General features: G+C 64.7%; 26 protein-coding genes, 2 tRNA genes and 1 pseudogene. 16 read left to right on the top strand and 13 right to left on the bottom strand.

Features of this window, described 5'->3' with window-relative positions:
- Positions 1 to 72: 72 nt before the first annotated feature.
- On the bottom strand, positions 73 to 2,298 hold the full coding sequence (locus CI805_RS05080; protein WP_260926833.1) for a GumC family protein: 2,226 nt from the start codon (positions 2,296 to 2,298) through the stop codon (positions 73 to 75).
- Positions 2,299 to 2,312: 14 nt separating this feature from the next.
- Positions 2,313 to 2,882 carry a polysaccharide biosynthesis/export family protein gene (locus tag CI805_RS05075; RefSeq protein WP_260926832.1) on the bottom strand — a complete coding sequence of 190 codons (570 nt, stop codon included), beginning with the start codon at positions 2,880 to 2,882 and terminating at the stop codon, positions 2,313 to 2,315.
- Between the two features lie 499 nt (positions 2,883 to 3,381).
- Between CI805_RS05075 and rfbA the strand changes: the two genes are divergently transcribed.
- Genes rfbA through CI805_RS05025 form a run of 10 tightly spaced genes read left to right on the top strand, consistent with a single transcriptional unit; the run spans position 3,382 to position 11,354 of the window.
- Entirely contained in the window at positions 3,382 to 4,269 is an 888-nt protein-coding gene (rfbA, locus tag CI805_RS05070) for a glucose-1-phosphate thymidylyltransferase RfbA (protein ID WP_260926830.1), read from the top strand.
- A complete protein-coding gene (rfbC, locus tag CI805_RS05065) occupies positions 4,266 to 4,811 on the top strand; it encodes a dTDP-4-dehydrorhamnose 3,5-epimerase (RefSeq protein WP_260926828.1) in 546 nt (181 codons plus the stop codon). Before rfbA ends, rfbC begins: the two co-directional genes overlap by 4 nt.
- Positions 4,808 to 5,665: a dTDP-4-dehydrorhamnose reductase gene (gene rfbD / locus CI805_RS05060; RefSeq protein WP_260926826.1), complete on the top strand. Its 858-nt coding sequence runs from the start codon at positions 4,808 to 4,810 to the stop codon at positions 5,663 to 5,665. The genes rfbC and rfbD overlap by 4 nt, the downstream gene beginning before the upstream one ends.
- Positions 5,658 to 6,716: a dTDP-glucose 4,6-dehydratase gene (gene rfbB / locus CI805_RS05055; RefSeq protein WP_260926825.1), complete on the top strand. Its 1,059-nt coding sequence runs from the start codon at positions 5,658 to 5,660 to the stop codon at positions 6,714 to 6,716. Before rfbD ends, rfbB begins: the two co-directional genes overlap by 8 nt.
- A 17-nt stretch (positions 6,717 to 6,733) precedes the next feature.
- Entirely contained in the window at positions 6,734 to 7,294 is a 561-nt protein-coding gene (locus tag CI805_RS05050) for a glycosyltransferase (protein WP_260926823.1), read from the top strand.
- Positions 7,282 to 7,665 (top strand): hypothetical protein, encoded by a 384-nt coding sequence (locus tag CI805_RS05045; protein WP_260926821.1) that lies wholly within the window; start codon positions 7,282 to 7,284, stop codon positions 7,663 to 7,665. The genes CI805_RS05050 and CI805_RS05045 overlap by 13 nt, the downstream gene beginning before the upstream one ends.
- 13 nt (positions 7,666 to 7,678) lie before the next feature.
- Positions 7,679 to 8,659, top strand: a complete 981-nt coding sequence (locus tag CI805_RS05040) for a glycosyltransferase family 2 protein (RefSeq protein ID WP_260926818.1) — start codon at positions 7,679 to 7,681, stop codon at positions 8,657 to 8,659.
- Between the two features lie 4 nt (positions 8,660 to 8,663).
- Positions 8,664 to 9,479, top strand: a complete 816-nt coding sequence (locus CI805_RS05035) for a putative rhamnosyl transferase (RefSeq protein ID WP_260926817.1) — start codon at positions 8,664 to 8,666, stop codon at positions 9,477 to 9,479.
- Positions 9,480 to 9,510: 31 nt separating this feature from the next.
- Complete coding sequence (locus CI805_RS05030) at positions 9,511 to 10,128, top strand: acyltransferase (protein WP_260926815.1); 618 nt, start codon at positions 9,511 to 9,513, stop codon at positions 10,126 to 10,128.
- Between the two features lie 5 nt (positions 10,129 to 10,133).
- Positions 10,134 to 11,354 carry a glycosyltransferase family 4 protein gene (locus tag CI805_RS05025; RefSeq protein WP_260926813.1) on the top strand — a complete coding sequence of 407 codons (1,221 nt, stop codon included), beginning with the start codon at positions 10,134 to 10,136 and terminating at the stop codon, positions 11,352 to 11,354.
- Positions 11,355 to 11,592: 238 nt separating this feature from the next.
- On the opposite strand, the gene CI805_RS05020 is transcribed toward CI805_RS05025, so the two are convergent.
- Complete coding sequence (locus tag CI805_RS05020) at positions 11,593 to 12,063, bottom strand: peptidylprolyl isomerase (protein WP_260926810.1); 471 nt, start codon at positions 12,061 to 12,063, stop codon at positions 11,593 to 11,595.
- 233 nt (positions 12,064 to 12,296) lie between these two features.
- Here CI805_RS05020 and mgtE point away from each other — a divergent pair, with 233 nt between their 5' ends.
- Entirely contained in the window at positions 12,297 to 13,727 is a 1,431-nt protein-coding gene (gene mgtE, locus CI805_RS05015; protein ID WP_260926808.1) for a magnesium transporter, read from the top strand.
- Positions 13,728 to 13,754: 27 nt separating this feature from the next.
- The gene (locus tag CI805_RS05010; protein ID WP_260926806.1) at positions 13,755 to 14,156 is read left to right on the top strand and encodes a DUF1489 family protein; all 402 of its coding nucleotides are present in this window, start codon (positions 13,755 to 13,757) and stop codon (positions 14,154 to 14,156) included.
- Between the two features lie 149 nt (positions 14,157 to 14,305).
- On the opposite strand, the gene rpoN is transcribed toward CI805_RS05010, so the two are convergent.
- A complete protein-coding gene (gene rpoN, locus CI805_RS05005) occupies positions 14,306 to 15,868 on the bottom strand; it encodes an RNA polymerase factor sigma-54 (RefSeq protein WP_260926804.1) in 1,563 nt (520 codons plus the stop codon).
- Between the two features lie 80 nt (positions 15,869 to 15,948).
- Positions 15,949 to 16,755: an LPS export ABC transporter ATP-binding protein gene (lptB, locus tag CI805_RS05000; protein WP_260926802.1), complete on the bottom strand. Its 807-nt coding sequence runs from the start codon at positions 16,753 to 16,755 to the stop codon at positions 15,949 to 15,951.
- Between the two features lie 169 nt (positions 16,756 to 16,924).
- Here lptB and CI805_RS04995 point away from each other — a divergent pair.
- Positions 16,925 to 18,270, top strand: a pseudogene (locus CI805_RS04995) (TldD/PmbA family protein).
- Between the two features lie 209 nt (positions 18,271 to 18,479).
- Here CI805_RS04995 and CI805_RS04990 read toward each other — a convergent pair.
- The 4 genes from CI805_RS04990 to alr all read right to left on the bottom strand — a co-directional run bounded on the left by CI805_RS04990 (position 18,480) and on the right by alr (position 21,710).
- Entirely contained in the window at positions 18,480 to 18,770 is a 291-nt protein-coding gene (locus tag CI805_RS04990) for a hypothetical protein (protein ID WP_260926800.1), read from the bottom strand.
- Positions 18,771 to 18,936: 166 nt separating this feature from the next.
- Positions 18,937 to 19,287, bottom strand: coding sequence for a RidA family protein (locus CI805_RS04985; protein WP_260926798.1), 351 nt, complete (start codon positions 19,285 to 19,287; stop codon positions 18,937 to 18,939).
- A 21-nt stretch (positions 19,288 to 19,308) separates the two neighbouring features.
- Complete coding sequence (locus tag CI805_RS04980) at positions 19,309 to 20,559, bottom strand: D-amino acid dehydrogenase (RefSeq protein ID WP_260926796.1); 1,251 nt, start codon at positions 20,557 to 20,559, stop codon at positions 19,309 to 19,311.
- The gene (alr, locus tag CI805_RS04975) at positions 20,556 to 21,710 is read right to left on the bottom strand and encodes an alanine racemase (protein WP_260926794.1); all 1,155 of its coding nucleotides are present in this window, start codon (positions 21,708 to 21,710) and stop codon (positions 20,556 to 20,558) included. Before alr ends, CI805_RS04980 begins: the two co-directional genes overlap by 4 nt.
- 118 nt (positions 21,711 to 21,828) lie before the next feature.
- Here alr and CI805_RS04970 point away from each other — a divergent pair, with 118 nt between their 5' ends.
- Entirely contained in the window at positions 21,829 to 22,296 is a 468-nt protein-coding gene (locus CI805_RS04970) for an Lrp/AsnC family transcriptional regulator (protein ID WP_260926792.1), read from the top strand.
- 19 nt (positions 22,297 to 22,315) lie between these two features.
- On the opposite strand, the gene CI805_RS04965 is transcribed toward CI805_RS04970, so the two are convergent.
- Both CI805_RS04965 and CI805_RS04960 read right to left on the bottom strand, forming a co-directional pair.
- Positions 22,316 to 22,390, bottom strand: a tRNA-Gly gene (locus CI805_RS04965).
- A 92-nt stretch (positions 22,391 to 22,482) separates the two neighbouring features.
- Positions 22,483 to 22,557: transfer RNA gene (locus CI805_RS04960), tRNA-Gly, on the bottom strand.
- A 236-nt stretch (positions 22,558 to 22,793) separates the two neighbouring features.
- Between CI805_RS04960 and CI805_RS04955 the strand changes: the two genes are divergently transcribed.
- On the top strand, positions 22,794 to 23,702 hold the full coding sequence (locus CI805_RS04955; RefSeq protein WP_260927819.1) for a tetratricopeptide repeat protein: 909 nt from the start codon (positions 22,794 to 22,796) through the stop codon (positions 23,700 to 23,702).
- A gap of 20 nt (positions 23,703 to 23,722) precedes the next feature.
- Positions 23,723 to 24,331 (top strand): LON peptidase substrate-binding domain-containing protein, encoded by a 609-nt coding sequence (locus CI805_RS04950; protein ID WP_260926791.1) that lies wholly within the window; start codon positions 23,723 to 23,725, stop codon positions 24,329 to 24,331.
- A gap of 34 nt (positions 24,332 to 24,365) precedes the next feature.
- Here the strand turns inward: CI805_RS04950 and CI805_RS04945 are convergent, their stop codons facing one another.
- Together CI805_RS04945 and CI805_RS04940 are read right to left on the bottom strand one after the other, a co-directional pair.
- Positions 24,366 to 24,740, bottom strand: a complete 375-nt coding sequence (locus tag CI805_RS04945; protein ID WP_260926788.1) for a hypothetical protein — start codon at positions 24,738 to 24,740, stop codon at positions 24,366 to 24,368.
- A gap of 105 nt (positions 24,741 to 24,845) precedes the next feature.
- The gene (locus tag CI805_RS04940) at positions 24,846 to 25,472 is read right to left on the bottom strand and encodes a MarC family protein (protein WP_260926787.1); all 627 of its coding nucleotides are present in this window, start codon (positions 25,470 to 25,472) and stop codon (positions 24,846 to 24,848) included.
- Positions 25,473 to 25,475 lie beyond the last annotated feature (3 nt).

Below are 25,475 nucleotides of genomic sequence, written 5' to 3'. Positions count from 1 at the left end.
ACAACGCAATAGCGCCCCCGACCGGTTCGGGAGCGCTATCTTGAAGGGATCATCCCCCTTTTTATATATGTGTCAGTTTTCTTTTCCGTATGAATAGTAGTTGTATGCGTATTCGTATGAGTGTCCGGCTTCCTGAGCGCGGTACTTGGTGAGGACGGCGCCGATGACCTTGGCGTGGACCTGTCCGAGGCGGCGCATCGCGGCCTTGGCCTGGCCGAAGTGCGAGCGGTTGGCCTCGACCACGAAGACGATGTGATCGGCGACGCGGCCGATCAGCACCGCGTCGGCCAGACCGATCACCGGCGGCGAATCGATCAGCACCAGATCGTAGGCCTTGCGATGGCTCTCGATGAACTGCGCAAAGGCCGCCGACGAGAGGATTTCCACCGGGTTGGGCGGGATATGTCCGCACGGGATCACGTCCATGCTGCCGGACACCGACACCACCACGTCCTCGAACGTGCGATGCCCCAGCAGCACGTCGACCAGACCATGCTCGGCCTTGCGACCGATCAGTGCCCGCCCGATCGTGGGCTTGCGCAAGTCTGCGTCGATCACCAGCACCCGGCGACCCAGCGCCGCGTACTGACCTGCCAGCGACGTCGAGGTCGTCGTCTTGCCCTCCGAGGCCTGGCTCGAGGTGAACTGGATCACGCGGTGCGGGATCGCCGGAGCGGCATATTCGATCGCCGTGCGCAGCGAGGCATAAGCCTCCGACAGCGCCCCTGCGCGACCCATCGCCTCCTCCAGCTTGTCCACCTCGACATGCGGCGTGATCCCCAGCAGGTGCACGCCCAGCTTGGCTTCCACGTCCTCGGGCGAGTGCAGGCTGTCGTCGAGCATCTCGCGCAGCAGCGCAGCGCCGAAGGCCAGCACGATACCCGCGCCCAGCGCCAGCATCATGTTCTTGTAGATGTTGGGCGAGACCGCCGAGGCCGGGGCTTCGGCCGTATCCAGCAGCGTCAGATTGTTCGCATGGATATCCGAGGCCGAAGCGATCTCGTTGTAGCGCTGCATCAGCGAGGTCATCTGCTGGCGCAACGCATCGGTGTTGCGGTTCAGCAGGCTGTATTCGACCTGGCGATCCTGCTCGGCAAGCGTCTGGCTCGAGACCTTCGTGATCTCGGTATCCATCGCCCCTTCCTGCTGCTTGGCCACCTCGTACTGCGCCTTGATCGACGCCTTGATCTGGCTGGCCGTCTGCGCGATCTGCTGGTCGAGCGAGTGGATCTGCATCGTCAGCTCGTCAACCTGCGGATAGCCCGCCTTGTAACGCTGCTTCAGCTGCGCCAGCTGCCCGGCCAGATCCGCACGCTGCCCCTGCAGCGTCTGGATCGCCGAGTTCTGCTGCACCTCGGGAATGCTCAGCGCCGGCATGCCGGACACCACGTTCCAGTGCTGTTCGGCCTGGATCCGCGCCGATACCAGTCCCGAACGGGCACTGTTCATCGACATCAGCGTCGCCCCGGTCAGGGTCTGGGCGCCACCGCCGCCGCCGCCGCTCTGGCCGTCGCTCGAACCGCCATCGCCGCCGCCGCTTCCGCTGCCCATCGGCATGATCAGCTGGTTCGCACGCGCATAGTTCACCGCCTGCATTTCCGACTTGGCCAGCTGGTCGCGCGTCGCATCGATCTGCTGCTGCAGGACCTGGCGCGCGTAGCTGTTGGTATCCATCGAACGCTGCGCGTCATCGGCCACGAACAGGCTGGCGTAGGCATTCGCCAGACGCGCCGCCTCCTCGCGACCGGGCGACTTGTACGAGATCGCCATGATCCGCGTATCGCCCGGCGCATCGACCGACACGTTCGCCGCGATCTTGCGCGCCGCCCGATCCAGACGGGCCTGCCGGGTCTGCAGCTTGCCATCGCCCTTGTCGTCGCCAACAAATGCCGGATCGCGATCCAGACCCAGCTTATCGGCGACCCGCAGCGCCATCGAATGGCTGCCGATCACCGCCGAAAGCGTCTTGAGATAGCGCGGCAACTCGTTCGAGGCGATCATCGGGTTGGCCAGGTCCTGACCTTCCACGATCTGCCCCATCTGCTGGTCGACCCGCACCGTCGCCGTCGCCTGGTAGACCGGCCGCATCAGCAGCGTCGCCACCAGACCCAGCACCAGGCACACCAGCACGATCCCGCCGACGACATAGCGCTGGCGCCACAGCGCCCCGCGCACCTGCGCCATGCTGATCATCCCTGCGCCCTGCGCCGCCGCAGGATAGTCTCCCGCGCCCCGTTCGTCGGCTATGTAACGATCCGCCCAGGATGACGCCACAGGCGCCAGTTCATGATTATCCATGGAGATCCAGACCCTTACAAACGCGTGAAAATGGCAAGAGCCGGAAGCGACTTGACCAGATCCTGCCAGGCCTGGGTCATGCCCGAAAGCCCCACCACGACCCGGTCACCCGGCATCAGCACCGGGTCGATCATCGTCCCGGCCTGAACTGCCGAATAGTCGAACACCGCAACGCTCTGCCCCTGCGCATCGTGGCGGAAGATCACCACCTGCTTCATCTTGGCGACATCGCTGGTGCCGCCCGCCAGCGCCACCGCGCTCGACAGACGGGCCTCGCCCGCAAACGGATAGACCCCGGGCTTCTCCACAGCGCCCTCGACCGACACCAGGTGCGAGGCATACTGCTGAAGGTTGACCGTCACCTGTGGCGAGACCAGATATGTCTTCGACAGACGCTGCGTCACCTGCTGCGAAAGCTGCGCCGGCGTCAGGCCCGCCGCCTTGATCGTTCCGATCAGCGGCAGCGCAATCGTCCCGTCCTCGGCAATCGGCGTCGCATCCAGAGACAGGTCAGCCTCCCGGAAAACCTGAACCGAAATCACGTCCCCTGCACGAAGAACACCGTTCCCCGCACCCGGAGACACGAACGCCTCCTGCCCCTGGGACGTCACAGCAGGCGGCGATATACGGCCCACAACCGGCGGCGCCGGCGTGCTCCCGCACCCCGAAAGCGCCAGACAAACCAAAGCGCACGGAACACTCCGAGCCCAAATATCCCAGACCCTCAAGCCATGTCCCCGTCTACAAATACGAATACGAAACAACCCTTAAACTCACACTCCAAAATCAGCAAGATACACAAAACGCCGCAGTGCAACATGACGCAGGGGCAACGCATCAGTGGGCGGTGAATCGCGAAAGGTCCTATCTAAAAGGATGTTGCCTAATCCACCGCCCGCCCGTAGACACTTCGCGTAAATACGTATTTTACTGACGCGGGTCACCAATACCAAAGACTCGGATGAGACATGATCTTCAACCGTATTCTGGCCGAAAGTGACCCTGATGAAACACCCGGATTTGTGCGCTGCAATGCTGTAGCCATCACACTCTTCTGCCCCGCCAATACTTTAGCGAGAACCTATGACCAATCGTAAGGGCATTATCCTGGCAGGTGGATCGGGCACACGCCTCTACCCGCTCACCCGCGGTGCATCCAAGCAACTGATGCCGGTCTACGACAAGCCGATGATCTACTATCCGCTTGCGACACTGATGATGGCGGGTATCCGGGAAGTGCTGATCATAACCACCCCTCAGGATCAGGCCGCGTTCGCCAACCTGCTTGGCGACGGTACGGCGTGGGGCATGTCGATCAGCTATGCCGTGCAGCCGTCACCGGACGGGCTGGCCCAAGCCTATCACATCGGCGCGGACTTTCTTGCCGGTTCGAAAAGCGCTCTCGTTCTAGGCGACAACATCTTCTACGGCCACGGCCTGCCGATCCTGCTGAAGAATGCAGACGCCCAGCAGCAGGGTGCCAGCGTATTCGCCTATCGCGTCAACAACCCGCAGGCCTATGGCGTGGTCTCCTTCGACAGCGAAGGACGCGCTGTCGAACTGGTCGAAAAGCCGGAAAAGCCAAACTCCAACTATGCCGTCACCGGACTGTATTTCTACGATGAGACGGCAGTCGATCGCGCGCGGGATCTCCAGCCTTCCCCGCGCGGCGAATACGAGATCACCGATCTCAACATGCGCTATCTGGAAGACGGTGCACTGAACGTCGAGATAATGGGGCGCGGCTATGCCTGGCTCGATACCGGCACGCACAATTCGCTGCTCGACGCCGGAACCTACGTCCGCGTCACCGAAGAACGACAAGGCCTGAAGGTCTGCTGCCCGGAAGAGATCGCCTGGCGACAGGGCTTCATCGACGATGCCGCGCTGGAATCGCTCGCCGCGCCGCTCCGCAAGTCAGGCTATGGGGAATACCTGATACAGTTGCTGCAGAATGGTGAGCGTCCATGAACGTGATCGAGGGCAAGCTGCCCGGCACTCTGATCCTTGAACCCAGAGTGTTCGGCGACGACCGAGGCTTCTTCATGGAAACCTGGAGCGAGGCGAAGTTCCGCGAAATCGGGCTCGACCTCACGTTCGTACAGGACAACCATAGCTGTTCGCAGAAAGGGGTGCTGCGGGGCCTGCATTTCCAGAACCCGGCGCCGCAAGGTAAACTGGTGCGCGTGGCAACCGGTGCCGTCTATGACGTTGCCGTTGATCTGCGCAAGTCGTCGCCCACGTTCGGACAATGGATGGGCGTGGAGCTAAGTGCTGCGAACAAGCGCATGTTCTGGGTGCCCGAGGGTTTCGCGCACGGCTTTCTGACCTTGGAAGACAACACGAACTTCCTCTACAAATGCACCGCGCCCTACGCGCCGCAAAGTGAGCACTGCCTGCTCTGGAACGACCCCGCCGTGGACATCGCATGGCCGCTGGACGGCATGACACCGCAACTGTCCGGCAAGGACTTGCTCGGCGTCACGCTCGACGCGGTCGAGGCCTTTGCATGAAGGCCCTCATCACCGGCTGCAACGGACAGCTGGGCAAGGCACTGCTGGCATCACTGCCCGACGGCTGCGACGCCGTGGCGCTCGACCGCACATCGCTTGATCTGACGGATGCCGCCGCCGTCTACGAGCGCGTGTCCCGCGAGGCCCCTGACCTGCTGCTCAATGCCGCAGCCTATACGGCCGTGGACAAGGCGGAAAACGACGAAGCCACGGCGCGTGCGGTCAATGTCGATGCGGTCGCAGCAATGGCCCGCGCAATGAAAGCGGGGAGCGGCCGACTGGTTCACGTTTCCACCGACTTCGTGTTCGACGGCAGTTCCGCACGCGCCTATCGTCCCGAAGACGCACGCAATCCACTGTCGGTCTACGGAAAGACCAAGGCCGATGGTGAAGACGCTGCCGGGACGGACGCGCTGATCGTGCGGACCAGCTGGGTCTACTCCGCCGGCGGCGCGAACTTTGTGCGTACCATGCTGCGCCTGATGCGCGAGCGCGACACGCTCGGCGTCGTTGCAGACCAGATCGGCACGCCGACATGGGCGCCGGGCCTAGCATCCGTATTATGGGGGCTTGCCGCGCGCGAGGCGCGAGGGGTGTACCACCACAGCGATGCAGGGGTGGCCAGCTGGTACGATTTCGCCGTGGCGATCCACGAGGAAGCCCTCGCCATCGGCTTGCTGGATCGACCGGTGACGATCAATCCGATCGCAACGGCACAATATCCGACCCCGGCAGTCCGCCCTGCCTTCTCGCTTCTGGACACATCGGCGACGCGTGCGCTTCTCGAAGCGCCTGCGGTCCACTGGCGCACCCACCTCAGAACCATGCTCAAGAAGGAACAGGGACTTGTCTAATCTGCTCGTAACGGGAGGTGCCGGCTTCATTGGCGGCAACTTCGTACACTACTGGAGCGCGAAGCACCCCGAAAGCCAGGTCATCGTTCTGGACAGCCTGACCTATGCCGGCAACGAATCGACTATCGCCGGCGTCCCGCGCGCGCAGCTTGTGGTCGGAGATATCCTCGATACGCAACTCGTGAAGACGCTGCTGCGCGAGCATGAAATTTCGACGCTGGTTCATTTCGCTGCGGAAAGCCATGTCGACCGCTCGATCTCCGGACCGGATGCCTTCATCGAAACCAACATTCTTGGCACCAACAGCCTGCTGAAGGCTGCGCGCGAAGTCTGGCTTTCGGGCAGCGGCGTTCCGCACCGCTTCCACCACATCTCGACCGACGAAGTGTTCGGCTCGCTCGGGCCGCAAGACCCTGCGTTCTCGGAAACGACGCCCTATGCGCCGAATTCACCCTACTCGGCCTCCAAGGCCTCTTCGGACCATCTGGCGCGCGCCTACCACCACACGTACGGGCTGGAGGTGACGACCACCAACTGCTCGAACAACTACGGGCCATACCAGTACCCGGAAAAGCTCATCCCGCTGTTCCTGCTCAACGCGCTTTCGGGCAAGCCGCTGCCGATCTACGGCGATGGCATGAACGTGCGTGACTGGCTGCACGTCGAGGATCACTGCCGCGGTATCGAGGCCTGCCTGAACAACGGCGTCCCCGGCGAAACGTACAACATCGGCGGCGGCGAAGAGCTTCCCAACCTTGCCGTGATCGACGAGATCTGCGCCCAGGTCGACAAGGCCTTTGCCGCGGATCCCTCGCTGGCGGAGCGCTTTCCCGATGCCCTCCCCGCCAAGGGACGCCCCACCAGCGATCTCAAGACCTTCGTCGAAGATCGCAAGGGCCACGATCGGCGCTATGCCATCGACGAGACCAAGGCCAAGGCCGAACTCGGCTATGTGCCCGTCCACGATTTCGAAGGCGGCCTGTCCAGCACGCTCAAGTGGTATCTTGAGCGCGAAGACTGGTGGAAACCGCTCCAGCAGGCCAAGGCCTGAGAACCGAAAGTCCGCGCGTGCCAACCGTCGACATCCTCCTCGCCACATATCAGAACGCGCGCTATCTGCCTGCGTTGATGGATTCGCTCGCCGCCCAGACACGGCGCGACTTCCGCCTGCTGGTGAGCGACGATTGTTCAAACGACGGCTCGGCCGATATTGTCGAAAGCTATGCAGACCGGTTTGACCGGTTCGAGCTGATCCGGCGTGCATCCCCCAGTGGATCGGCAAAAGCGAATTTCAGCTTCCTCCTCGAACGGGCGGATGCCGATTATGTCCTGTTTGCCGATGCGGACGATGTCTGGGACCATGACAAGGTCGAACGCACGCTGGCCATGCTCGAAAGCGGCAATGCGCAGTTCGGATCGGGAACACCCCACTACGTTTTCTCCGACGTTCGGCTGATCGATGGCAATGGCGGTCCCAAAGGGCCAGCTACTGGGCCTACAAGAAGATGCATCCCGGTGCCGGAGACCCTCCTGCGCGCGCGCTGGTCTGCCCGCCGATGCTCGGCTGCGCATCGGGCATCAACCGGGCTCTGCATCGACTGGCCATGCCCGTTCCCGTGGACGAAGTGACCGGGCATGACTGGTATCTGCTGCTCCTTGCCGCCTTTGCCGGAAAGGTCTCCGTTCTGGACGATACGACAATGTCCTATCGCCTTCACGGCGCCAATTCATCGGATCAGAAGCCAGTCAGCATGATGAAATACGCCGGGTCTTCCGGAAAGCTGGATCGTGTGCGCGCAGGCATGACCTGGCGCAGACGACAGGCCGCCGCTGTCCTTGCGCAACTGGATGGCACTATCGATGAGCAAGGCCGTGCGCTGATCGAGGCGTTCGTTTCCCTGCCGAAGCGTGGCGCGCTGACGCGTCGCTGGACGCTGCTGGCGAACCGGATTCTCTACCCCGACCTGCCCCGCAACCTTGCCATGTTCGCCGGAGCCTGAGAGCGTGCCTGGAGTGATCGATGGTAATCCCGCAACCACTGCAAAGCCGACCGTGAGCCTGCTGATCGTGGCCTACAACGCCGGCAGCATTCTCGACGAATGCCTGACAGCGGCCCTGCGCGAAGCCACTTCAGTGGGCGGCGAAGTCCTGTTCATCGACAATGGCGATGACGGCACCGAGCATCGTGTGGCCCGAGAATATCCCGATGTTCGCATCGTGCCGAGCGAAGGCAACATCGGCTTCGGTCCGGGCAACAACCGCCTGGCCGCGCAAGCCCGCGCCGACCTGTTGCTGCTGGTTAATCCCGATGCCATTCTTGATGAGGGTGCAGTGGCCGTGCTCCTTGAAGAGGAGCGCCGGCACCCGGAGGCTGCCGTGTTCGGGGGCATGATCAAGAACCCGGAGGGGCGCCCCGAAATCCACAATTACATTCGCCTTCCCGCCTTCAGCCATCTGCTTCTCGCTACGGCCGGGGTGGAAGGCAGGATCCAGCAGCGCGATCGCCCACTGGACCGCACCAGCGCGGTAGACGCCGTCACCGGCGCGTTCTTCATGATCCGTGCCGAAGCCTATCGGGCAATGGCCGGGTTCGACGAGAGTTTCTTCCTCTACAGCGAGGAAATCGATCTGTTCCACCGTCTGGGCCGCGCTGGCTACACCATCCTTTTCGCGCCCCAGGCAGCAGTGATCCACAAGACCGGCACGACGGGTGAAATGTCGCGTGGGCGCACGGTCTACCGCGCGATCGGCCAGATGCATTACATGCGCAAGCACTGGGGACCGCTGGGCGCTGCAGCGGGCGGCGCGCTGGTTTGGATTGCCGCCATCGAGCGGGTGATCGCAGGAAAGCTCGTACGCAATCGCAACTCGCGCTTTGCCCGCATGGGGCATGTGAACTGGCCGCTCGTGCGCTCTCCGGGGCTGTGGTGGCACGGGTATGCCAGGGGAGCCGAGCATGCACGGCAGGCCATCGCCCGCCTTCAGGGGAACTGAGACGATGCGCCATATCATTCTGACCCGCTTCAACATCGCCAGCCCCGGCCGGGAAAGCGCTATCCGCAATTCGCCGGGCTGGCTGGCACGCCGCTTCGAACTCTTCGAGCGCTACTGCCTGCCCAGCGTTGCCGATCAGACGGACCGGCAGTTCGACTGGCTGATCTATTTCGATGAGAATACGCCGCAGGAATTCCGCGACCGCATCGCCCGCGCGCAGGAAGTCATGCCCTTTTCCCCTCGCTTCGTGGGCGTCTCCCGCGAGGGCATCGCGGCAAGAGATGTCAGCGCCATGGTTGGTACGGAAGAGGACATCGTCCTGACCACCCGCCTCGATAACGACGACGGTATCGCACGCGATTTCGTGAGGCGGATACAGGCCGCCGCGCACGAACATGCCCCCGGCACCGTGCTCAACTTTCCACATGGTGTCGCCATGCGCGACGGTCGCCTGTTCACGGCCACCGATCGCAGCAATCCCTTTACCAGCCTGATCGAAAACGGCGCCGCGCCGATCAAGACCATCTGGTCCGCCCAGCATCATGAACTGGCAACCAAGTGGAACCTCACGCAAGTCGAAAGCCCGCCGATGTGGCTGCAGGTCGTCCACGGCGAGAATGTGACCAATCGCATCAAGGGGCGGCGCCTGCCTGCCGCAACCATTCTCGATGACTTCACGTTGCGCGCCGACGTGAAGGCACGTTCCGTGAATGCCGCGCAGCTAATGCTCGATCGGCTTGTACTCGGCCCCATGCGCGACATTCGCGAACAGGTGTTCCTGATGGGCAAACCGGTCTTCAAGAAGCTGTTGCGCCGCTGATGCCGACCGCGACAACAGGCTGGACTTCGGTATGATCCCCTCTTCCAGCCCCGACCTCACATCCAAGCGAAAGCTGTCGCGCGGCCAGCGCTTCCTGCGATTGCTGGCTTCGACTCTTGACCCCCGTGCCTGGGCGCATCTGTTCAAGATCGTCAATTACTACAACTACTCACACGTTCAGCCACTGCGAAGCGTGCGCCGCGGCGAAGGCTGCGCGATCAGCCCGGACGCCGTCTTTTCGCATGCCGAGCGCGTCGTTCTGGGCGAACGCGTCGCCATCGGTTCGCGCTGCCACATCTGGGCCGGAAACACCCGCGCACGCATCTTGCTGGGCGATGACGTATTGCTCGGTCCCGAGGTCATGATCACTGCTTCCAGCTACCGCTTTCATGACGGCAGCCCGGTCTCCCGGCAGGCGATGGACGAGGCCGACATTATCATCGGCCGCGATGTCTGGCTCGGCACCCGCGCCATCGTGCTGCCCGGCGTTACCATCGGCGATGGCGCCGTGATCGGCGCCGGCACTCTGGTGAACCGCGACATTCCGCCCATGGCCATCGCCGTGGGCACCCCTGCCCGGATCGTCGGCGAACGCAGAGGCGCTGCCGTGCCTCCCGTCGCCACATCCCCCCATGCCGTCGAGGATTGACAGCCATGCCCCGTCAGACACTCCGCAAGGTTCTGATCATCGTCGAGAACCTGCCTGTTCCATTCGACCGCCGCGTATGGATGGAAGCCCGCACGCTGCGCGATGCCGGCTATCAGGTGTCGATCATCTGCCCGACCGGCAAGGGCTACGACGCCACCCACGAGGTTATCGAGGAAATCCATATCTATCGGCACACCCTGCCGACGGAAGGCAACGGCCTCATGGGATATATCGCAGAGTATGGCTCGGCACTGTTCGCGGAGTTGAGGCTTGCACTGCGGATCGCCTTCACACGCGGATTCCACGTGATCCACGCCTGCAATCCGCCAGACCTCATCTTTCTTGTCGCGGCGCTGTTCCGCCCGTTCGGCAAGCGCTTCCTGTTCGACCACCACGACCTGTGCCCGGAACTGTTCGAAACCAAATTCGGCACGCGCGGATTGCAGTACAAGGCGATGGTCTGGGCCGAACGCCTGACCTTTGCACTAGCCAAGGTCTCGATCGCCACGAATGAAAGCTACAAGGCCATCGCCGTGCGGCGCGGCCACATGAAGCCCGAAGATGTCTTCGTGGTTCGCTCGGGGCCAGAGCTTTCCAAGATCAAGCCCGGCCCCGCCAGGCCGGAACTCAAGCAGGGCAAACGCCACCTCGTGGGCTATGTCGGCGTAATCGGTCGCCAGGAAGGGCTCGATCTTCTGGTCGACTCCGCCGCATGGCTGCGCGCGCAGGGCCGGGAAGACATTCACTACGGCATCGTCGGTGGCGGGCCGGAGTTGGAGTTCATCAAGACTTACGCGCGCGAAAAAGGCGTGGCGGACCTCTTCACCTTCACCGGGCGAGCGCCCGACGATGTGCTGATGGACATGCTCAACACCGCCGATATTTGCGTCAATCCGGATCGCGTCGATCCGATGAACGACCTCAGCACCATGAACAAGATCATGGAATATATGGCGCTGGGTAAGCCCATTGTGCAGTTCGACGTCAAGGAAGGCCGCTTTTCGGCACAGGATGCATCGCTTTACGCGCTCGCCAACGACCCGATCGACTTCGCTCGCAAGATCGCCGAAGTTCTCGACGATCCGGCAAAGGCCGCAGCGATGGGCCGCTTTGGATATGAACGGGTTCACCAGCACCTTGGCTGGGACAAGGAACGCCCGAAGCTGCTGGCAGCGTACGATGCGCTTTTCGGCGCCCCTTATGCGGCCACCCGACAGACCGTTTGAGAATGCGCCTGACGGCGCTTCGCGAGACCGCCCCTCTTCCATTCCAAAGGGCTGCAAGGAATCATCGAGAGCTTAGGATGGCAACCGCGCGGCAGACGCCGAATTCGCCCATGCCGACTAATAAAACATGCCGGCTAGTAAAACATGCCGGCTAACAAAAAAGGCGGCCCCAATCGGGACCGCCTTTTCCTGTATCCTGTTGCAGGAACCATCAGGCTTCGCTGACGCCTGACGCTTGTCAGCCTTCGCTGACAACTGCCTTGACGATCTTGCCCGGCTCGCGCGGCGGCTCGCCCTTGGGCAGCGCGTCGACCTGGTCCATGCCTTCGACGACCTGGCCCCAGACGGTGTACTGCTTGTCGAGGAAGCGGGCATCGTCGAAGCAGATGAAGAACTGGCTGTTGGCCGAGTGCGGGTAGCTGGTGCGCGCCATCGAGCACACGCCGCGTACGTGAGGCTCGTCATTGAACTCGGCCTGCAGGTCGGGCTTGTCCGAACCGCCCATGCCGGTGCCGTTGGGGCAGCCGCCCTGTGCCATGAAGCCGGGGATCACGCGGTGGAACTTGATGCCGTCGTAGAAGCCTTCGCCCACCAGCTCCTTGATGCGCGCGACGTGACCGGGCGCGAGGTCGGGACGGAGCTTGATCTTGACGTCGCCGCCATCGCCGTTGCCGGTGTCGAGCGTGAAGGTCAGGTATTCGTCTGCCATTCGGGTATCTCCATTGCGGACCCGCGATTACAGGTCCGGCCCCGGCACCGGGGGCTTCTTTCAAAACTGACCGCCGATATAAGGCGCCCTGCGCCAATGTCACGCCCATGCAGGCAAACGCCGCCCGGTTTACGCCCAATTGGCCAGTTTACGCCGAATTGTCGGGCGGGCAAATTGGTGATGGACCAGCTCTGGCGGTTGCAATTGCGAAGGACCGGCCTAGACCGGCTTCCATGAGCGATACCGACCTCGAAACCGACCTGACCGAAGACGTGGCGACCGCGCCCGAGACGGCGGCCGAGAGCGAGAGTCTGGACAAGGACAACCGCCTCAAGCCCGAGTTCGTGCGGGCGGTGAAGGAGGCTCTGGCCGAGGATGACTTCGGCCGCGTCTACGACCTTGTCGAACCGCTCCACCCCGCCGACATCGCCGACCTTTTCGAGCTGGTCGACGAGGGCGAGCGTGCGCCGCTGGGTCGCGCGATCAGCGACCTCATGGGCGCCGAGGTCATCGCCGAACTGAACGACTGGGTGCGCGAGACCATCGTCGAGGCGCTGCCCGCCGATGTCGTCGCCGAGATCGCCGGTGAACTCGATACCGACGATGCCGTCGCCATGCTGGAGGATCTCGACGAGGAGGACCAGCAGGCCGTCCTTGCCGAGATGGAGCCGGAAGACCGCGCCGCGATCGAATCCGCGCTTGCCTATCCGGAGGAATCCGCAGGGCGCCTGATGAGCCGCGATTTCGTGGCCGTCCACGAAACGATGACGGTCGGCGGGCTGATCGATTTCCTGCGCGACCACCGCGAACTGCCGACCGAGTTCTGGGAAGTGTTCATCGTCGATCCGATGCACCGGCCCGTCGGCACCTGCTCGCTCTCGTGGATTTTGCGCACGCCGCGCAACATTCCGCTCTACGATGTCATGGCCCGCGACCAGACGCTGATCCCGGTCGGCATGGACCAGGAGGAAGTCGCGCTGCGCTTCCAGAAGTACGCGCTGATCTCCGCCGCCGTGGTGGACGAGGCGGGGCGCCTGATCGGTCAGGTCACGGTCGACGACATCGTCCACATCATTCAGGAAGAAGCGGGCGAGGACGCCCTGCTGCTGTCCGGCGCCGGTGATGGCGACATCAACGAGCCGATCCTGCTGACCGTGCGCGCGCGTCTGACGTGGCTGGTCGTCAATCTCGCCACGGCGATGCTCGCCTCGTCGGTGGTCGGCGGGTTCCAGGGCGCGATCGCGCATTTCGCGCTGCTGGCGGTGCTGATGCCGATCGTTTCGGGCATGGGCGGCAACGCGGGCACGCAGACGCTGGCCGTGGCGGTGCGCGCGATCGCCACCAACCAGCTGACCGATTCCAACACCGTTCGCATGATCCTGCGCGAGTTTCGTATTGCCATCGCCAACGGCACCACGCTGGGCCTGCTGATCGGCACCGGAACCTGGCTGATCTTCGGCAATCCGCTGCTGGGCGCGGTGATCGGCTCGGCGATGGTCATCAACAATCTGGTCGCCGGTCTCGCGGGCATTCTCGTCCCCGTCCTGCTCGACCGTTTCCGCGTCGATCCGGCGGTATCCTCGGCGGTGTTCGTGACCACTGCGACCGACTGCATGGGCTTCTTCTCGTTCCTCGGGCTGGCGGTGCTGACGGGACTGGCCTGATCGGGGTAGCCTCCCTATCTGGAGGTCATGCCGCTCAACATGACCAAGATCGCCTTTTCCGCCACCAGCCCTGCGGACCTTCGCGAATGGCTGGAGGCGCACGCCCCGTTGGGCGAGGCGCTGATGACCACGCGCTATCTGCCCAAGCGGCATGAGGAGATGATCGGCGGCTCGCTCTACTGGATCTTCGAGCATGCCCTGATCGGTCGCTCGCCGATCCGCCGCTTCACCCAGCGCGAGGACGGGCGCTGGCACATCCACCTCTCGCCCGAACTGATCGCCGTCCAGACCAAGCCCAAGCGCGCGCATCAGGGCTGGCGCTACCTGTCCGAGGAAGACGCCCCCGCCGATCTCGGCGCGGGCGAAGTGGCGGGCGATGCCATGCCTGCAAGGATGGTCAGCGAACTGGCGAAGCTGGGGCTGGTGTAAGCCAAACCCGTCATGACCTGACCCCGTCATCCAAGCCCTTCGCTGGCGCTCAGGATAAACTGCCCTGCGGGCAGGCTGGGATCGTCATGAGCCTGGTACGACATCGATAGCGATCCCGGCCTGCGCCGGGATGACGGATTGATACGCCTCTACTTCCCCGCGATCGCCTTCTGGCGGCGCCTCTGGACCGAACTGCCAAGGCCGATCGCCTCGCGATACTTCGCCACCGTGCGCCGGGCAAGCTGGAAGCCCTTGTCCTTGAGCAGATCGACCAGCGTATCGTCGGAGAGGATCGCTTTGGGGTCCTCCGCATCGATCAGCTGGCGGATCGCCGCCTTCACCGCCTCCGCCGAAGCCCCGCCCTCGCCATCCGCCGAAGCGCCCACCCCCGAGGTAAAGAAGTACTTCAGCTCGAACGTACCGCGCGGGCATTGCAGGTACTTGTTCGAGGTGACACGGCTGACGGTCGATTCGTGCATGCCGATGGCCTCGGCCACCGCCCGCAGGGTCAGCGGCTTGAGGTGCGCCACGCCGCGCTGGAAGAAGCCCTGCTGCTGCTTCACCAGTTCGCTCGCCACTTTCAGGATCGTGCGCTGGCGCTGGTCAAGCGCCTTGATCAGCCAGTTGGCATCGGCCAGCTTTTCCGAAAGCCACGCGCGCGAGGCCTTGTCGCCGCACGTGCCGCGCAGCTCCACATAATAGCCCCGGTTGACGATCAGGCGCGGCAGTGTTGCCGGGTTGATCGCGACGGTCCAGCCGGAGGACGGCTCCGGCGATGGCGCCCCCTCTGCCTCTACCGCCGGAGCCGGTGTCACCAGCACATCGGGCGTCACCGGCAGGCTCGGTTCGCCGCCGAAGCGCAGGCCGGGCTTGGGATCGTAGCCGCGCAGTTCGGCCAGCATGTCCGCGAAATCCTCGTCGTCCACGCCGCACATGCGCTTGAGGCGCGGGATTTCGCCGCGCGCCAGCAGATCGAGATTGTCGATCAGCCGCGCCATCGCCGGATCGTAGCGATCCGCCTCGCGCGCCTGAAGGGCAATGCATTCGCCGAGCGAACGCGCGCCCACCCCGGTCGGATCGAGCGTCTGCACCAGCGTCAGCGCCGCTTCCACTTCCCGCTCGTCCAGCGCGAGGTCCGCCGCCAGTTCCGAGACGCGCGCGGGCAGATAGCCCGCCTCGTCGAGCTGGCCGATCAGGTAATGCATGATCGCCGCCATGCGCATATCCAGCGCGACGGCGCCGACTTGCGCGGTCAGGTGCTCAGTCAGCGTCTCATCGGCACCGGGGCGCTCGTCGATACCGGGGCCATCCTCGCCCGAAAGGCTACCGCCACCAGCGCCCCACAGCGCATCGCCGCCACTGAACGCGGATTCCGCCGCGCCATCGCCCGTATCGCGCTCGGTATCGAGAGCGCGTGCGTCGATATCGAGCGGGCGGTCATCGCCGCCGCGCCCCTCACCGATCAGTTGGTCGACACCGGAGGTTTCCAGCGCAGTCCGCCGCGCCTCGTCCGGCATGCTTTCGATGGATTCGACAGGCGCCGGCGCTTCCGCCACCCCGGTATCGAGCAGCGGATTGCCATCGAGCGATTCGCCGACGAACGCCTCGATTTCGAGGTTGGACAGCGCCAGCAGCTTGATCGCCTGCTGGAGCTGCGGCGTCATCACCAGCGACTGGCTCTGCCGCAGGTCGAGGCGTGGCCCGAGAGCCACGGATCAGTGTCCCGTCGGGGGCAGGCTCTTCGACAGGTGGCGCCCCCACGCCTGCGCCGGATGGAAAGCCCCCGAATGGATCACAGCGTGAAGCTCTCGCCGAGATAGAGCCTGCGCACCGCCTCGTCCGCCACCAGCGCCTGCGGGCTGCCCGCGAACAGCACCTGCCCGCCGTAGATGATGCAGGCACGGTCGACGATATCCAGCGTCTCGCGCACGTTATGGTCGGTGATCAGCACGCCGATGCCGCGATTCTTGAGATCGCGCACCAGTTCGCGAATGTCCGAGATCGAGAGCGGATCGATGCCTGCGAACGGCTCGTCGAGCAGCATGATCGACGGCTTGGCGGCCAGTGCGCGGGCGATTTCGGCACGGCGGCGCTCACCGCCGGACAGTGCCATCGCCGGGCTGGCGCGCAGGCGGGTGAGGCCGAATTCGTCGAGCAGGCGCTCCAGCTCGGCTTCGCGCACGCTGCGATCCGGCTCGTTCAGTTCGAGCACGGCGGCGATGTTCTGCTCCACCGTCAGCCCGCGAAAGATCGAGGTTTCCTGCGGCAGATAACCCAGCCCCAGCACCGCGCGGCGGTACATCGGCAGGCGCGTCACATCGACGCCGTCCATCAGGATGCGGCCCGAATCCGGGCGTACCAGACCCATGATCGAATAGAAGCAGGTGGTCTTGCCCGCACCGTTCGGGCCGAGCAGGCCCAGCACTTCGCCCTTCGCGACGGAGAGCGAGATATCGGACAGCACGGTCCGCTTGTCATAGCTCTTGGCGATGGAAATGACCTCAAGCCCGCCCTTTTCGGCGACCAGAGCAGCAGCGGCCTGCTGTTCGGCGGCCTGTTCGGCTGCGGGCTGGGCGTGCAGATCGTTATCGGCGTCCATCCGCGCGAGTTACCGCAGCACGGGGGTGTGCCGCAAGCGGGCATTTTCGTAGGCCGATGGAAACTGGCAGGTTTCGTGCATGGTGAGGATTGAAAGCACCACCCGATTTGCCCTCCGCCCGTCTCACCGCTAGGGCCGTCCTCAAGCGATTGAGGACACAGGACACGCCATGCTGAGCACCCAGGACGCCCACGAGCGGGCCGCAGACCTTGTCGAGCGCGCGCGCCGCGCCGGCGCCGATGCCGCCGATGCGGTCTACAGCGCCAGCGCGTCCGAAGGCATCTCGGTGCGGCTGGGCAAGCTGGAGGACGTGGAGCGCTCCGAAGGCGAGCACATCGGCCTGCGGGTCTTCGTGGGCAAGCGCTCGGCCAGTATCGGCTCGTCCGACTTGTCGGTCGCCGCACTCGACGAACTGGCCGCGCGCGCGCTCGACATGGCCCGCGCCGCGCCCGAAGACGCCTATGCCGGGCTCGCTCCGCGCGATCGCCTGAGCCACGGCGACTGGCCCGAGCTGGACCTGATCGACACGCAGGAACCCTCGCCCGAGCAGCTTCGCGCCATGGCCGAAGAGGCCGAGGACGCGGCGCGCGCGGTGACAGGCGTCACCAATTCGGACGGCGCCTCGGCCTCTTCGGGCGGTGGCGTGTTCGCGCTGGCAACCAGCCACGGCTTTTCGGGCGCCTATGCCTCGACCAGCCGGGGCGTCAGCGCCTCGGTCGTTGCGGGCGAGGGCAATGCCAAGCAGCGCGACGGCGACTGGCGACAGGTGCACCACCTTGCGGACCTGCCGTCCCCTGCCGAAATCGGCACGCGCGGCGGCGAACGGGCGGTCGCCCGCCTCAACCCTGCGAAGTTGCGCAGCGGCGCGATGCCGGTGGTGTTCGATCCGCGCGTCGGCGGCACGCTGCTCGCCCCGCTGATCGGCGCCATTTCGGGCAGCGCGATCACGCGCCGCGCCAGCTTCCTGCTGGAGCGGCTGGAGGACCAGCTGTTCGCACCGGGCCTGACGATCCTCGACGATCCGCATGTCGCGCGCGGTCTGCGCTCGCGTCCGTTCGATGGCGAGGGCCTGCCCACGACGGGCGGCGCAATCGTGGCCGACGGGCGCCTCACCGGCTGGCTGCTCGACAGTGCCGCCGCGCGCCAGCTCGGCCTCGAACCCACCGGCCATGCCGCGCGTGGCGGTGCCGGTGCCCCCGGCGTCTCGACCGGCAACGTCCATATGGCCCCGGCGCGCTCTCGCCTGCCGAACTGATCGCGGACATCGCCGATGGCGTCTATGTCACCGAGCTGATCGGACAGGGCGTGAACGCGGTGACGGGCGACTACAGCCGCGGCGCCTCGGGCTTCCGCATCGTGGGCGGCGAGATCGCCGGCCCCGTTGCCGAGTTCACCGTCGCGGGCAATCTGGTGGCGATGTACGGCGCGCTGACCGCCGCGAACGACCTCGAATGGTTCCGCGCCGTCAACGTGCCGACGCTGCGCGTGGATGGAATGACCGTCGCGGGGGATTGAGGGGGCGAGGCCGGGCGAGCTTACTGCCTTCATCCTAACCTTCGTCATTCCCGCGAAGGCGGGAATCCAGTTCAGCCCCACGCTTAGAAACCGAGATCTGCGGCGAGATTGCACCGTTCCAAAAATATAAGCGGAAGGCGCAAAGGCATCCTTCACCGCCAATGTTGCCACTGGATTCCCGCCTTCGCGGGAATGACGAAGAAGGGTGGTTAGGCGAAGTCCGATTTTAATTTTGAGGCGTCGACTACGTCCGCGCCCATGTGACGAACGAACGCCTCTCGCAGACCGATCTTATGTTTTTGCCACTTGGCAGGTTCCGACGATGGATCGACGCCATCGGCCAAAAATAACCAGTCGACGAACTGCTCGGCGCTGACAGGCCCGGTTTTTGGAATAAAATCGTCCACATGCGAAGGTCTATTGTCAACAATCCCACCGCACCAACCTCGGTCCACGCAGACTTCGTGCATCAGCGAATTGTAGTCAGGATTTCCAACCATGCAGCCAATGGAACACGGACTTGGAATTTCCGCAATGGGACATTTACCGCATAGCCCACATTTGCAAAGCCAGCCTCAAGCCCCACCCCATCGCCGGGAGACGTACCGGGGGTGCAGGGGGCAATGGCCCCCTGCCCTAAACTACCCCTTCAACCCGAACCCCAGATCACGCCACGGCAGCGGTGACGATCACTTCCACGAGATAGCCCGGATCGGCGAGCTTGGATTCACCGGTGGCGCGGGTCGGGCGGGGGACGTCGGCGACCCAGGCGTCCCAGACGGCGTTCATCGCCTCGAAGTCGGCCATGTCGGCCAGCCAGATCTGCGCGGCGAGCATGTTGGCCTTGCTGCTGCCTGCCTTGCTAAGGAGCATCTCGATCTCGGCGAGCGCGGTGCGGGTCTGGTCGGCAACCGAATCGCCGATCTCGCCGACCTGCCCGGAGAGGTAGACGGTGCCGTTGTGGACGACGGCCTCGCTCATGCGGGCGCCTTCGTCGATGCGGGTGATGGTGGTCATGTATTCAGTCCTTGCGCAAAATCAGTAGCGGTCGATCGAAAGATCGGCGGTTTCGATGGCAGCGCGGCGGCCGCTCATGAGGTCGGCGATGACGTGGCCCGAGCCGCAGGCCATCGTCCAGCCCAGCGTGCCGTGGCCGCAGTTGAGGAAGAGGTTGTCGATCTTCGTGGCGCCGATCACCGGCACGCTGTCGGGCGTCATCGGACGCAGGCCGCACCAGAACGTGGCCTTCGAGAAGTCGCCCGCGCCGGGGAACAGCGATCCGGCGGACATCTCCAGCGTTTCGCGGCGGGCGGGCGGCAAAGTGCGCTCGTAGCCCGAAAGCTCGGCCATGCCGCCGATGCGGATGCGGTTCCCCAGCCGGGTGATCGCCACCTTGTAGCTTTCGTCGAGCAGGGTGGAGACCGGCGCGCGCGCCTCGTCGGTGATCGGCACGGTGAGCGAATAGCCCTTCACCGGATAGATCGGCAACTTGAGGCCCAGCGGCCTGACCAGCATCGGCGAGAAGCTGCCCATGGCGACGAGGTAACTGTCGGCGCGCAGCACGCCTGCGCTCGTCTCCACCCCGGCGATGCGTCCGCCCTCCTCGATCAATCGCGTAATCGTGGTGCCGTTGAGGAACTCGACGCCGAGCGCGGCGCAGCGCTCGGCCAGCGCATTGGTGAACTTGAAGCAGTCCCCGGTCTCGTCGTGCGGCAGGCGCAGGCCACCGGCGATGGGCGCCTGCGAGGCGGCAAGGCCCGGCTCGGCGGCGATGCAGCCCGCGCGGTCGAGCACTTCGAACGGCACGCCATCGGCGCGCAGCACGTCGACGTCCTTGGCGATGCCGTCCATCTGCTTCGCCTCGCGCAGCAGTTGCAGCGTGCCCTGGCTACGCTCGTCATAGGCAATGCCGGTTGCGCCGCGCAGTTCGACCAGACGGTCGCGGCTGAACTCGGCCACGCGCACCATGCGGCGCTTGTTGATCGCATAGTCGCGCGCGTTGCAGTTGCGCAGCATCGCCGCGATCCAGCGTACCATCGCCATGTCCGGCTGCGGGCGCAGCACCAACGGGGCGTGGCGCATGGTCAGCCACTTCATCGCCTTCAGCGGAATGCCGGGCGCGGCCCACGGGGTGGAGTACCCCGGCGAAATCTCGCCCGCATTGGCGAAACTGGTTTCGAGCGCCGGGCCTTCCTGCCGGTCGATGACGGTCACCTCGTGCCCCGCCTGCGCGAGATACCAGGCGGACGTGACGCCGATCACGCCGCTGCCAAGGATGATGACCTTCATGCTGCGTCGCTCCGTTCGGGGGCTTGGGCGGGGGCCTGCACCGGAACGATCTCGCGGTGATAGCGGGGGCCGAGCTGGGTGAGGATTTCGTAGGAGATGGTGCCCGCGTCGCCGGCCACCTGATCGAGGCTCTGGTGCGGCCCGATCAGTTCGACCGGCGCGCCGGGATAGATATGCACTTCGGGCACATCGGTGACGTCCACGGTCATGCTGTCCATCGAGACACGGCCCAGGATCGGTGCGCGGTGCCCGCCGAGATAGACCGCACCGACGCCGGAGAGATGCCGCGGCCAGCCATCGGCATAGCCCACCGGGATCGTCGCCACCGTGGTCTCGCGGGTGGTCACATGGGTCAGGCCATAACCGACGCCAGTGCCCGCAGGCACCTTGCGGGTCTGCACCAGCCGCGCCTCCAGCGAGACGACCGCACGCATCGGGTTCTCACCCTCGTAAGGCGCGCCGCCGTAAAGCGCGATGCCGGGGCGGACGAGATCGAAGTGCCCGCGCGGCAGGAAGCTGCCCGCGCTGTTGTCGAGCGCGCGGGGCACACCGGGAAACGCTTCGGCCATGGCGGCAAAGCGCGTCGCCTGCGCGGTGTTCGCCTCGGCCTCGGGCGTGTCGGCGCAGGCAAGATGGCTCATGACCAGCAGCAGGTCGATGCCGCCCAAGCGCTCCGGCTCGGCCATCAGGATCGCCAGTTCCTCAGGCGAGAGGCCGAGGCGCGACATGCCGCTGTCCACCTGCACGGCGGCGGGCAGCATCTCGCCCCGCGCCTTCGCACAGGCAGACCAGCGCGCGATCTGGTCGAGCGAGTTGAGCACCGGAATAGCCCCCAGCGCCGCGCAAGCCTCTTCCGCGCCCGGAAGCAGGCCGTTGAGCACGAAAACGCGCGCGGCGGCGGGCAACGCGGCGAGCACCGGTACTGCCTCTCCCGGCATGGCGACGAAGAAATCGCGGCATCCCTCGGCATAGAGCGTCGCGCCGACCAGTTCCGCGCCCAGACCATAGCCGCGCGCCTTGATGACGGCGGCAGCGCGCGCCGGGGCGGCACAATCGCGGATCAGGCGATAGTTGGCGGCCAGCGCATCGAGGTCGATACGCAGCGTGGCACCTGCAAATTCTGGCGGAATATCGGACGGGGTGGAAGCCAAGGGAAAAACTCCTTCGCCGCCACTCTATCGAATATCGACTTGAATGTTATGCCTGTCTGTCGAAGATCATTGCGCATATCACGATTTTTCGCACGATCTTCGCAAGTCTGGAGAATGAATGCCCGCACCGCTCGATTCCACCGACCGCGCGATCCTGCGCCTGCTGCGGCTGAACGCCCGGCGCCCCAATTCGGAGATCGCCGCCGAGGTTGGCCTCTCGCCCTCCGCCTGCCATCGCCGCATCCGCCTGCTGGAGGACAGCGGCGTGATCGCGGGCTACACCGCGCTGACAGGCATTGGCGACGAGGCGAACGGCGTCGACGTGCTGGTGCAGGTCACGCTGGAGCGCCAGAGCGAGGATTTCCTGTCACGCTTCGAGGCTGCCGTGCGCCAGTGCCCGGAAATCAAGGAATGCTTCCTGATGGCAGGCGATGTCGATTACTGGCTGCGCGTACGCACCGAAAGCGCCGCCGCCTACGAGGCGATCCACGGCGAAGTGCTCTCGCGCCTGCCGGGCGTCACCCGCATCAGTTCGAGCTTCGCGATGCGCAACGCCCTACTGCCCCGACGATCGAGGAAACGCTGAAACTGGTCTATAGGAAGACTGGAGCGGGCGAAGGGATTCGAACCCTCGACCCCAACCTTGGCAAGGTTGTGCTCTACCCCTGAGCTACGCCCGCTCTGGCGCTGGTGCAGGCCGAAAAGGCCTCACAGGTAAACCCGGAACGCGAACCATGCAGGAACGCGAAACGCCTGATTTCTCTAGGAAAACTGGAGCGGGCGAAGGGATTCGAACCCTCGACCCCAACCTTGGCAAGGTTGTGCTCTACCCCTGAGCTACGCCCGCTCTGGCGTTTGAAAGAACCGGCCAGATGGCCTGTCCTCTCGGGTGAGGCGGGCCACTAACAGGGGCCGTCTGACTCGGCAAGCGAAAAAGTTCAAAAACTTCAGCAGCGATGGCAAAGCCTCGGCAAAAGGCTGGACGCTACGGGGTTTGCCCCTTCACAAATCGCCTCCGAAGGGCGATCTAGGCCGCCACCTGCAAAACATATTTGCGACGAATGGAGATTACGCGTGGCCAGCATGGGTCTGAACATCGAGGAACAGAAGGCCGTCGAGCGATTCCGCAAGGACGTGGCCGAACCGTCGATGACCAAGCTGGTCATCCTCGATTTCTGGGCAGAATGGTGCGGCCCGTGCAAGGCGCTGACCCCCACGCTGGAAAAGATCGCTGCCGAATATGCCGAAAAGGGCGTGATCCTCGCCAAGGTGAATGTGGACGAGGAGCAATTCATCGCCTCGCAGTTCCAGGTCCGCTCGATCCCGACGGTCTATGCGATGTTCCAGGGCCAGCCGGTGGCAGACCTGACCAATGCGCGCAGCGAGACGCAGCTGCGCCAGGTGCTCGACCAGTTGCTTTCGCAGCTTCCGGTCCAGCCCGGTGCACTGGGCGAGGAACCGGCGCCCGATCTGGCCCCGCTGCTCGCGATGGGCGAAGAAACGCTGGCCGCAGGCGATGCCGAGCGCGCCGCCGCGATGTTCATGCAGATCCTCGAGGTCGCGCCCGATAACGCCGAGGCCGCCGCCGGGTTCATCCGCGCGCTCGTCACTGCCGGACGGATCGACGAGGCCCGCCAACTGCTCGAAGGCCTGACGCCCGAGATGCTGGCCGACGCTCACATCGAACGCGCCCGCGCTGCGCTGGAACTCGCCGCCGACAAGCCCGAGGACAGCGAACTCTCCGCCCTGCGTGCCGCTGCTGCCGAGCGCCCCGCGGACATGGACGCGCAGCTCGCCTTCGCCAACGCCGCTTTTGCCGCAGGGGAGCGCGACACCGCCGCCGATACGCTGCTGGCGATGGTCCAGGCCGACCGCGCCTGGAACGAAGGCGCCGCGCGCTCCAAGCTGCTCCAGATCTTCGAGGTCGTAGGCCTTGAAGACCCGTGGGTCGCGGCCACCCGCCGTCGCCTCTCGACGATCCTGTTCGGCTGAGCGGGCGGAGCAGGCGCGCCGTGACGCGGATCTCGATCTTCCCGCTGACCGGCGCGATGCTCTACCCCGAGCTGCAACTGCCGCTGCACATCTTCGAGCCGCGCTATCGCGCAATGGTGACGGATGCCCTCGCCCGTGACCGGCGGATCGGCATGATCCAGCCTCAGGCGAATGCCGAGGGTGCCCCGCTCTATGCGGTGGGGTGCCTTGGCCGGATCGCGGAAGTGGAGGCGCTGGAGGACGGGCGCTTCAACATCATTCTCGAAGGCGAACAGCGCTTCCGGGTCCTGCGCGAACTCGACGTCACCACGCCGTTCCGGCAGATCGAGGCGGAGCTTATCGCCGATCCCGAACTGGAAGCCCTTTCCCCCATCGAACGTGCCAGCTTCGAGCGCGAGGCGCGCCGCTTTGCCGACCGGCAGGGCTATTCGGTGGACTGGGACAAGGTGGTCCGCCTCGACGATACCTCGCTTATCAATGGCGTGGCGCAGATCGCTCCGTTCGACAGCGCCGCCAAGCAGGCGCTGCTGGAAGTCGACACGCTGGCCCAGCGCTGCGAGTTACTGGTGCAGTTGATGCAGTTCTTCGGACGTCGCAATGGCGACGAGGACGGCGTGACGCTTCAGTAGCACCCGGCCAGCGGTCCGGGCTGACAAATCCGCTTCAATGCTTGGCATTGCGGGATTTTGCCGCGCCTGCCAGACCTTCCAGCGCCCGCTCGCGGAAGTCCAGTTCCTTCAGCTTGCTGGGCGAATAGCCGTCCGCACCGAAGCGGTCGGCCAGCGCGTCGATATAGCCAGCCTGCCTGCGCAGGGCTTTCGATTCGTGATGGCTGAGATGGCCCGAACTGCGCGCTTCGTCGATCACCGCGCGAGTGCGCAGACGATCCTGGCCATAATCGACAGCCTCGGACTGCGTCTGCGCGTAAACCGTTCGGTCCACCGTCGAGCCATCGGGCAAGGGCCCGACGATCTGCGCCTGCGCAGGAAGCGCGATCAGTGTGGAGCAGGTGAAGAACAGCACAGCAGGCAGGCGCATCGGGCATATCCTTTGCAAACCGCCGGATGCCGGAAACGACATCGGCCGGGACGAAAATTCCGCCCCGACCGACGAACGCCAGATGAATGTGGTCCGGCGGACGGATCAGCTGGTCAGTGCGGCCTTGATCCCGTCGATCACGAATTGCGCGGCCAGTGCGGCCAGCAGCACACCCAGAATACGGGTGATGACGGCCTCCACCTTGTCGCCCAGAATGCGCATGAGCGGCCCGGCGGCAGCGAGCCCGGCGAAGCTGATCAGCAGCACCAGCAGCATGGCGCCCAGCACCATCGCGGTCTCCTCGGCACCGTGGGCGCGCTGCGTCAGCAGCATGATCGTCGCGATCGAACCGGGGCCTGCCAGCATCGGCATCGCCATCGGGAAGACCGAAACATCCTCGACCTCGGGATGCTCGGTCAGCAGCTTCTCGGCACGCTCCTCGCGGCGCTGGGTGCGCTTTTCGAACACCATTTCCAGCGCGATGATGAACAGCATGATGCCGCCCGCCATGCGGAACGCGTTCAGTTCGATGTGCAGGAAGCCGAGCAGCTTCTCGCCGAACAGCGCGAAGACCACAAGAATGCCCGCCGCGATCAGGCAGGCGCGTGCCGCCATCGAGATCGCCTGCGCGCGCGAAGCACCGGCGGAGAGCCCCGCATAGATCGGCGCGCAGCCCGGCGGATCGATCACCACGAACAGCGTAACGAAGGCGGACATGAACAAATCGAGCATCGC

Origin of the sequence: Novosphingobium sp. 9, assembly GCF_025340265.1 — a bacterium.
Classification (GTDB): domain Bacteria; phylum Pseudomonadota; class Alphaproteobacteria; order Sphingomonadales; family Sphingomonadaceae; genus Novosphingobium.
This window is presented reverse-complemented; position numbering and strand designations above follow the sequence as displayed.

What these genes read in the sequence shown, in the direction of transcription:
- CI805_RS04945 (WP_260926788.1), bottom strand. Translation starts at nt 24,740, where the DNA reads ATGCGCCTGCCTGCTGTGCTGTTCTTCACCTGCTCCACACTGATCGCG.
- CI805_RS05030 (WP_260926815.1), top strand. Translation starts at nt 9,511, where the DNA reads ATGATCCCCTCTTCCAGCCCCGACCTCACATCCAAGCGAAAGCTGTCG.
- CI805_RS04985 (WP_260926798.1), bottom strand. Translation starts at nt 19,287, where the DNA reads ATGACCACCATCACCCGCATCGACGAAGGCGCCCGCATGAGCGAGGCC.
- CI805_RS05025 (WP_260926813.1), top strand. Translation starts at nt 10,134, where the DNA reads ATGCCCCGTCAGACACTCCGCAAGGTTCTGATCATCGTCGAGAACCTG.
- rfbD (WP_260926826.1), top strand. Translation starts at nt 4,808, where the DNA reads ATGAAGGCCCTCATCACCGGCTGCAACGGACAGCTGGGCAAGGCACTG.
- rfbC (WP_260926828.1), top strand. Translation starts at nt 4,266, where the DNA reads ATGAACGTGATCGAGGGCAAGCTGCCCGGCACTCTGATCCTTGAACCC.
- CI805_RS05020 (WP_260926810.1), bottom strand. Translation starts at nt 12,063, where the DNA reads ATGGCAGACGAATACCTGACCTTCACGCTCGACACCGGCAACGGCGAT.
- CI805_RS05035 (WP_260926817.1), top strand. Translation starts at nt 8,664, where the DNA reads ATGCGCCATATCATTCTGACCCGCTTCAACATCGCCAGCCCCGGCCGG.
- lptB (WP_260926802.1), bottom strand. Translation starts at nt 16,755, where the DNA reads ATGGACGCCGATAACGATCTGCACGCCCAGCCCGCAGCCGAACAGGCC.
- CI805_RS04980 (WP_260926796.1), bottom strand. Translation starts at nt 20,559, where the DNA reads ATGAAGGTCATCATCCTTGGCAGCGGCGTGATCGGCGTCACGTCCGCC.
- CI805_RS04990 (WP_260926800.1), bottom strand. Translation starts at nt 18,770, where the DNA reads ATGGTTGGAAATCCTGACTACAATTCGCTGATGCACGAAGTCTGCGTG.
- rfbA (WP_260926830.1), top strand. Translation starts at nt 3,382, where the DNA reads ATGACCAATCGTAAGGGCATTATCCTGGCAGGTGGATCGGGCACACGC.
- CI805_RS05080 (WP_260926833.1), bottom strand. Translation starts at nt 2,298, where the DNA reads ATGGATAATCATGAACTGGCGCCTGTGGCGTCATCCTGGGCGGATCGT.
- CI805_RS04970 (WP_260926792.1), top strand. Translation starts at nt 21,829, where the DNA reads ATGCCCGCACCGCTCGATTCCACCGACCGCGCGATCCTGCGCCTGCTG.
- CI805_RS04940 (WP_260926787.1), bottom strand. Translation starts at nt 25,472, where the DNA reads ATGCTCGATTTGTTCATGTCCGCCTTCGTTACGCTGTTCGTGGTGATC.
- CI805_RS04955 (WP_260927819.1), top strand. Translation starts at nt 22,794, where the DNA reads ATGGGTCTGAACATCGAGGAACAGAAGGCCGTCGAGCGATTCCGCAAG.
- mgtE (WP_260926808.1), top strand. Translation starts at nt 12,297, where the DNA reads ATGAGCGATACCGACCTCGAAACCGACCTGACCGAAGACGTGGCGACC.
- CI805_RS05010 (WP_260926806.1), top strand. Translation starts at nt 13,755, where the DNA reads ATGCCGCTCAACATGACCAAGATCGCCTTTTCCGCCACCAGCCCTGCG.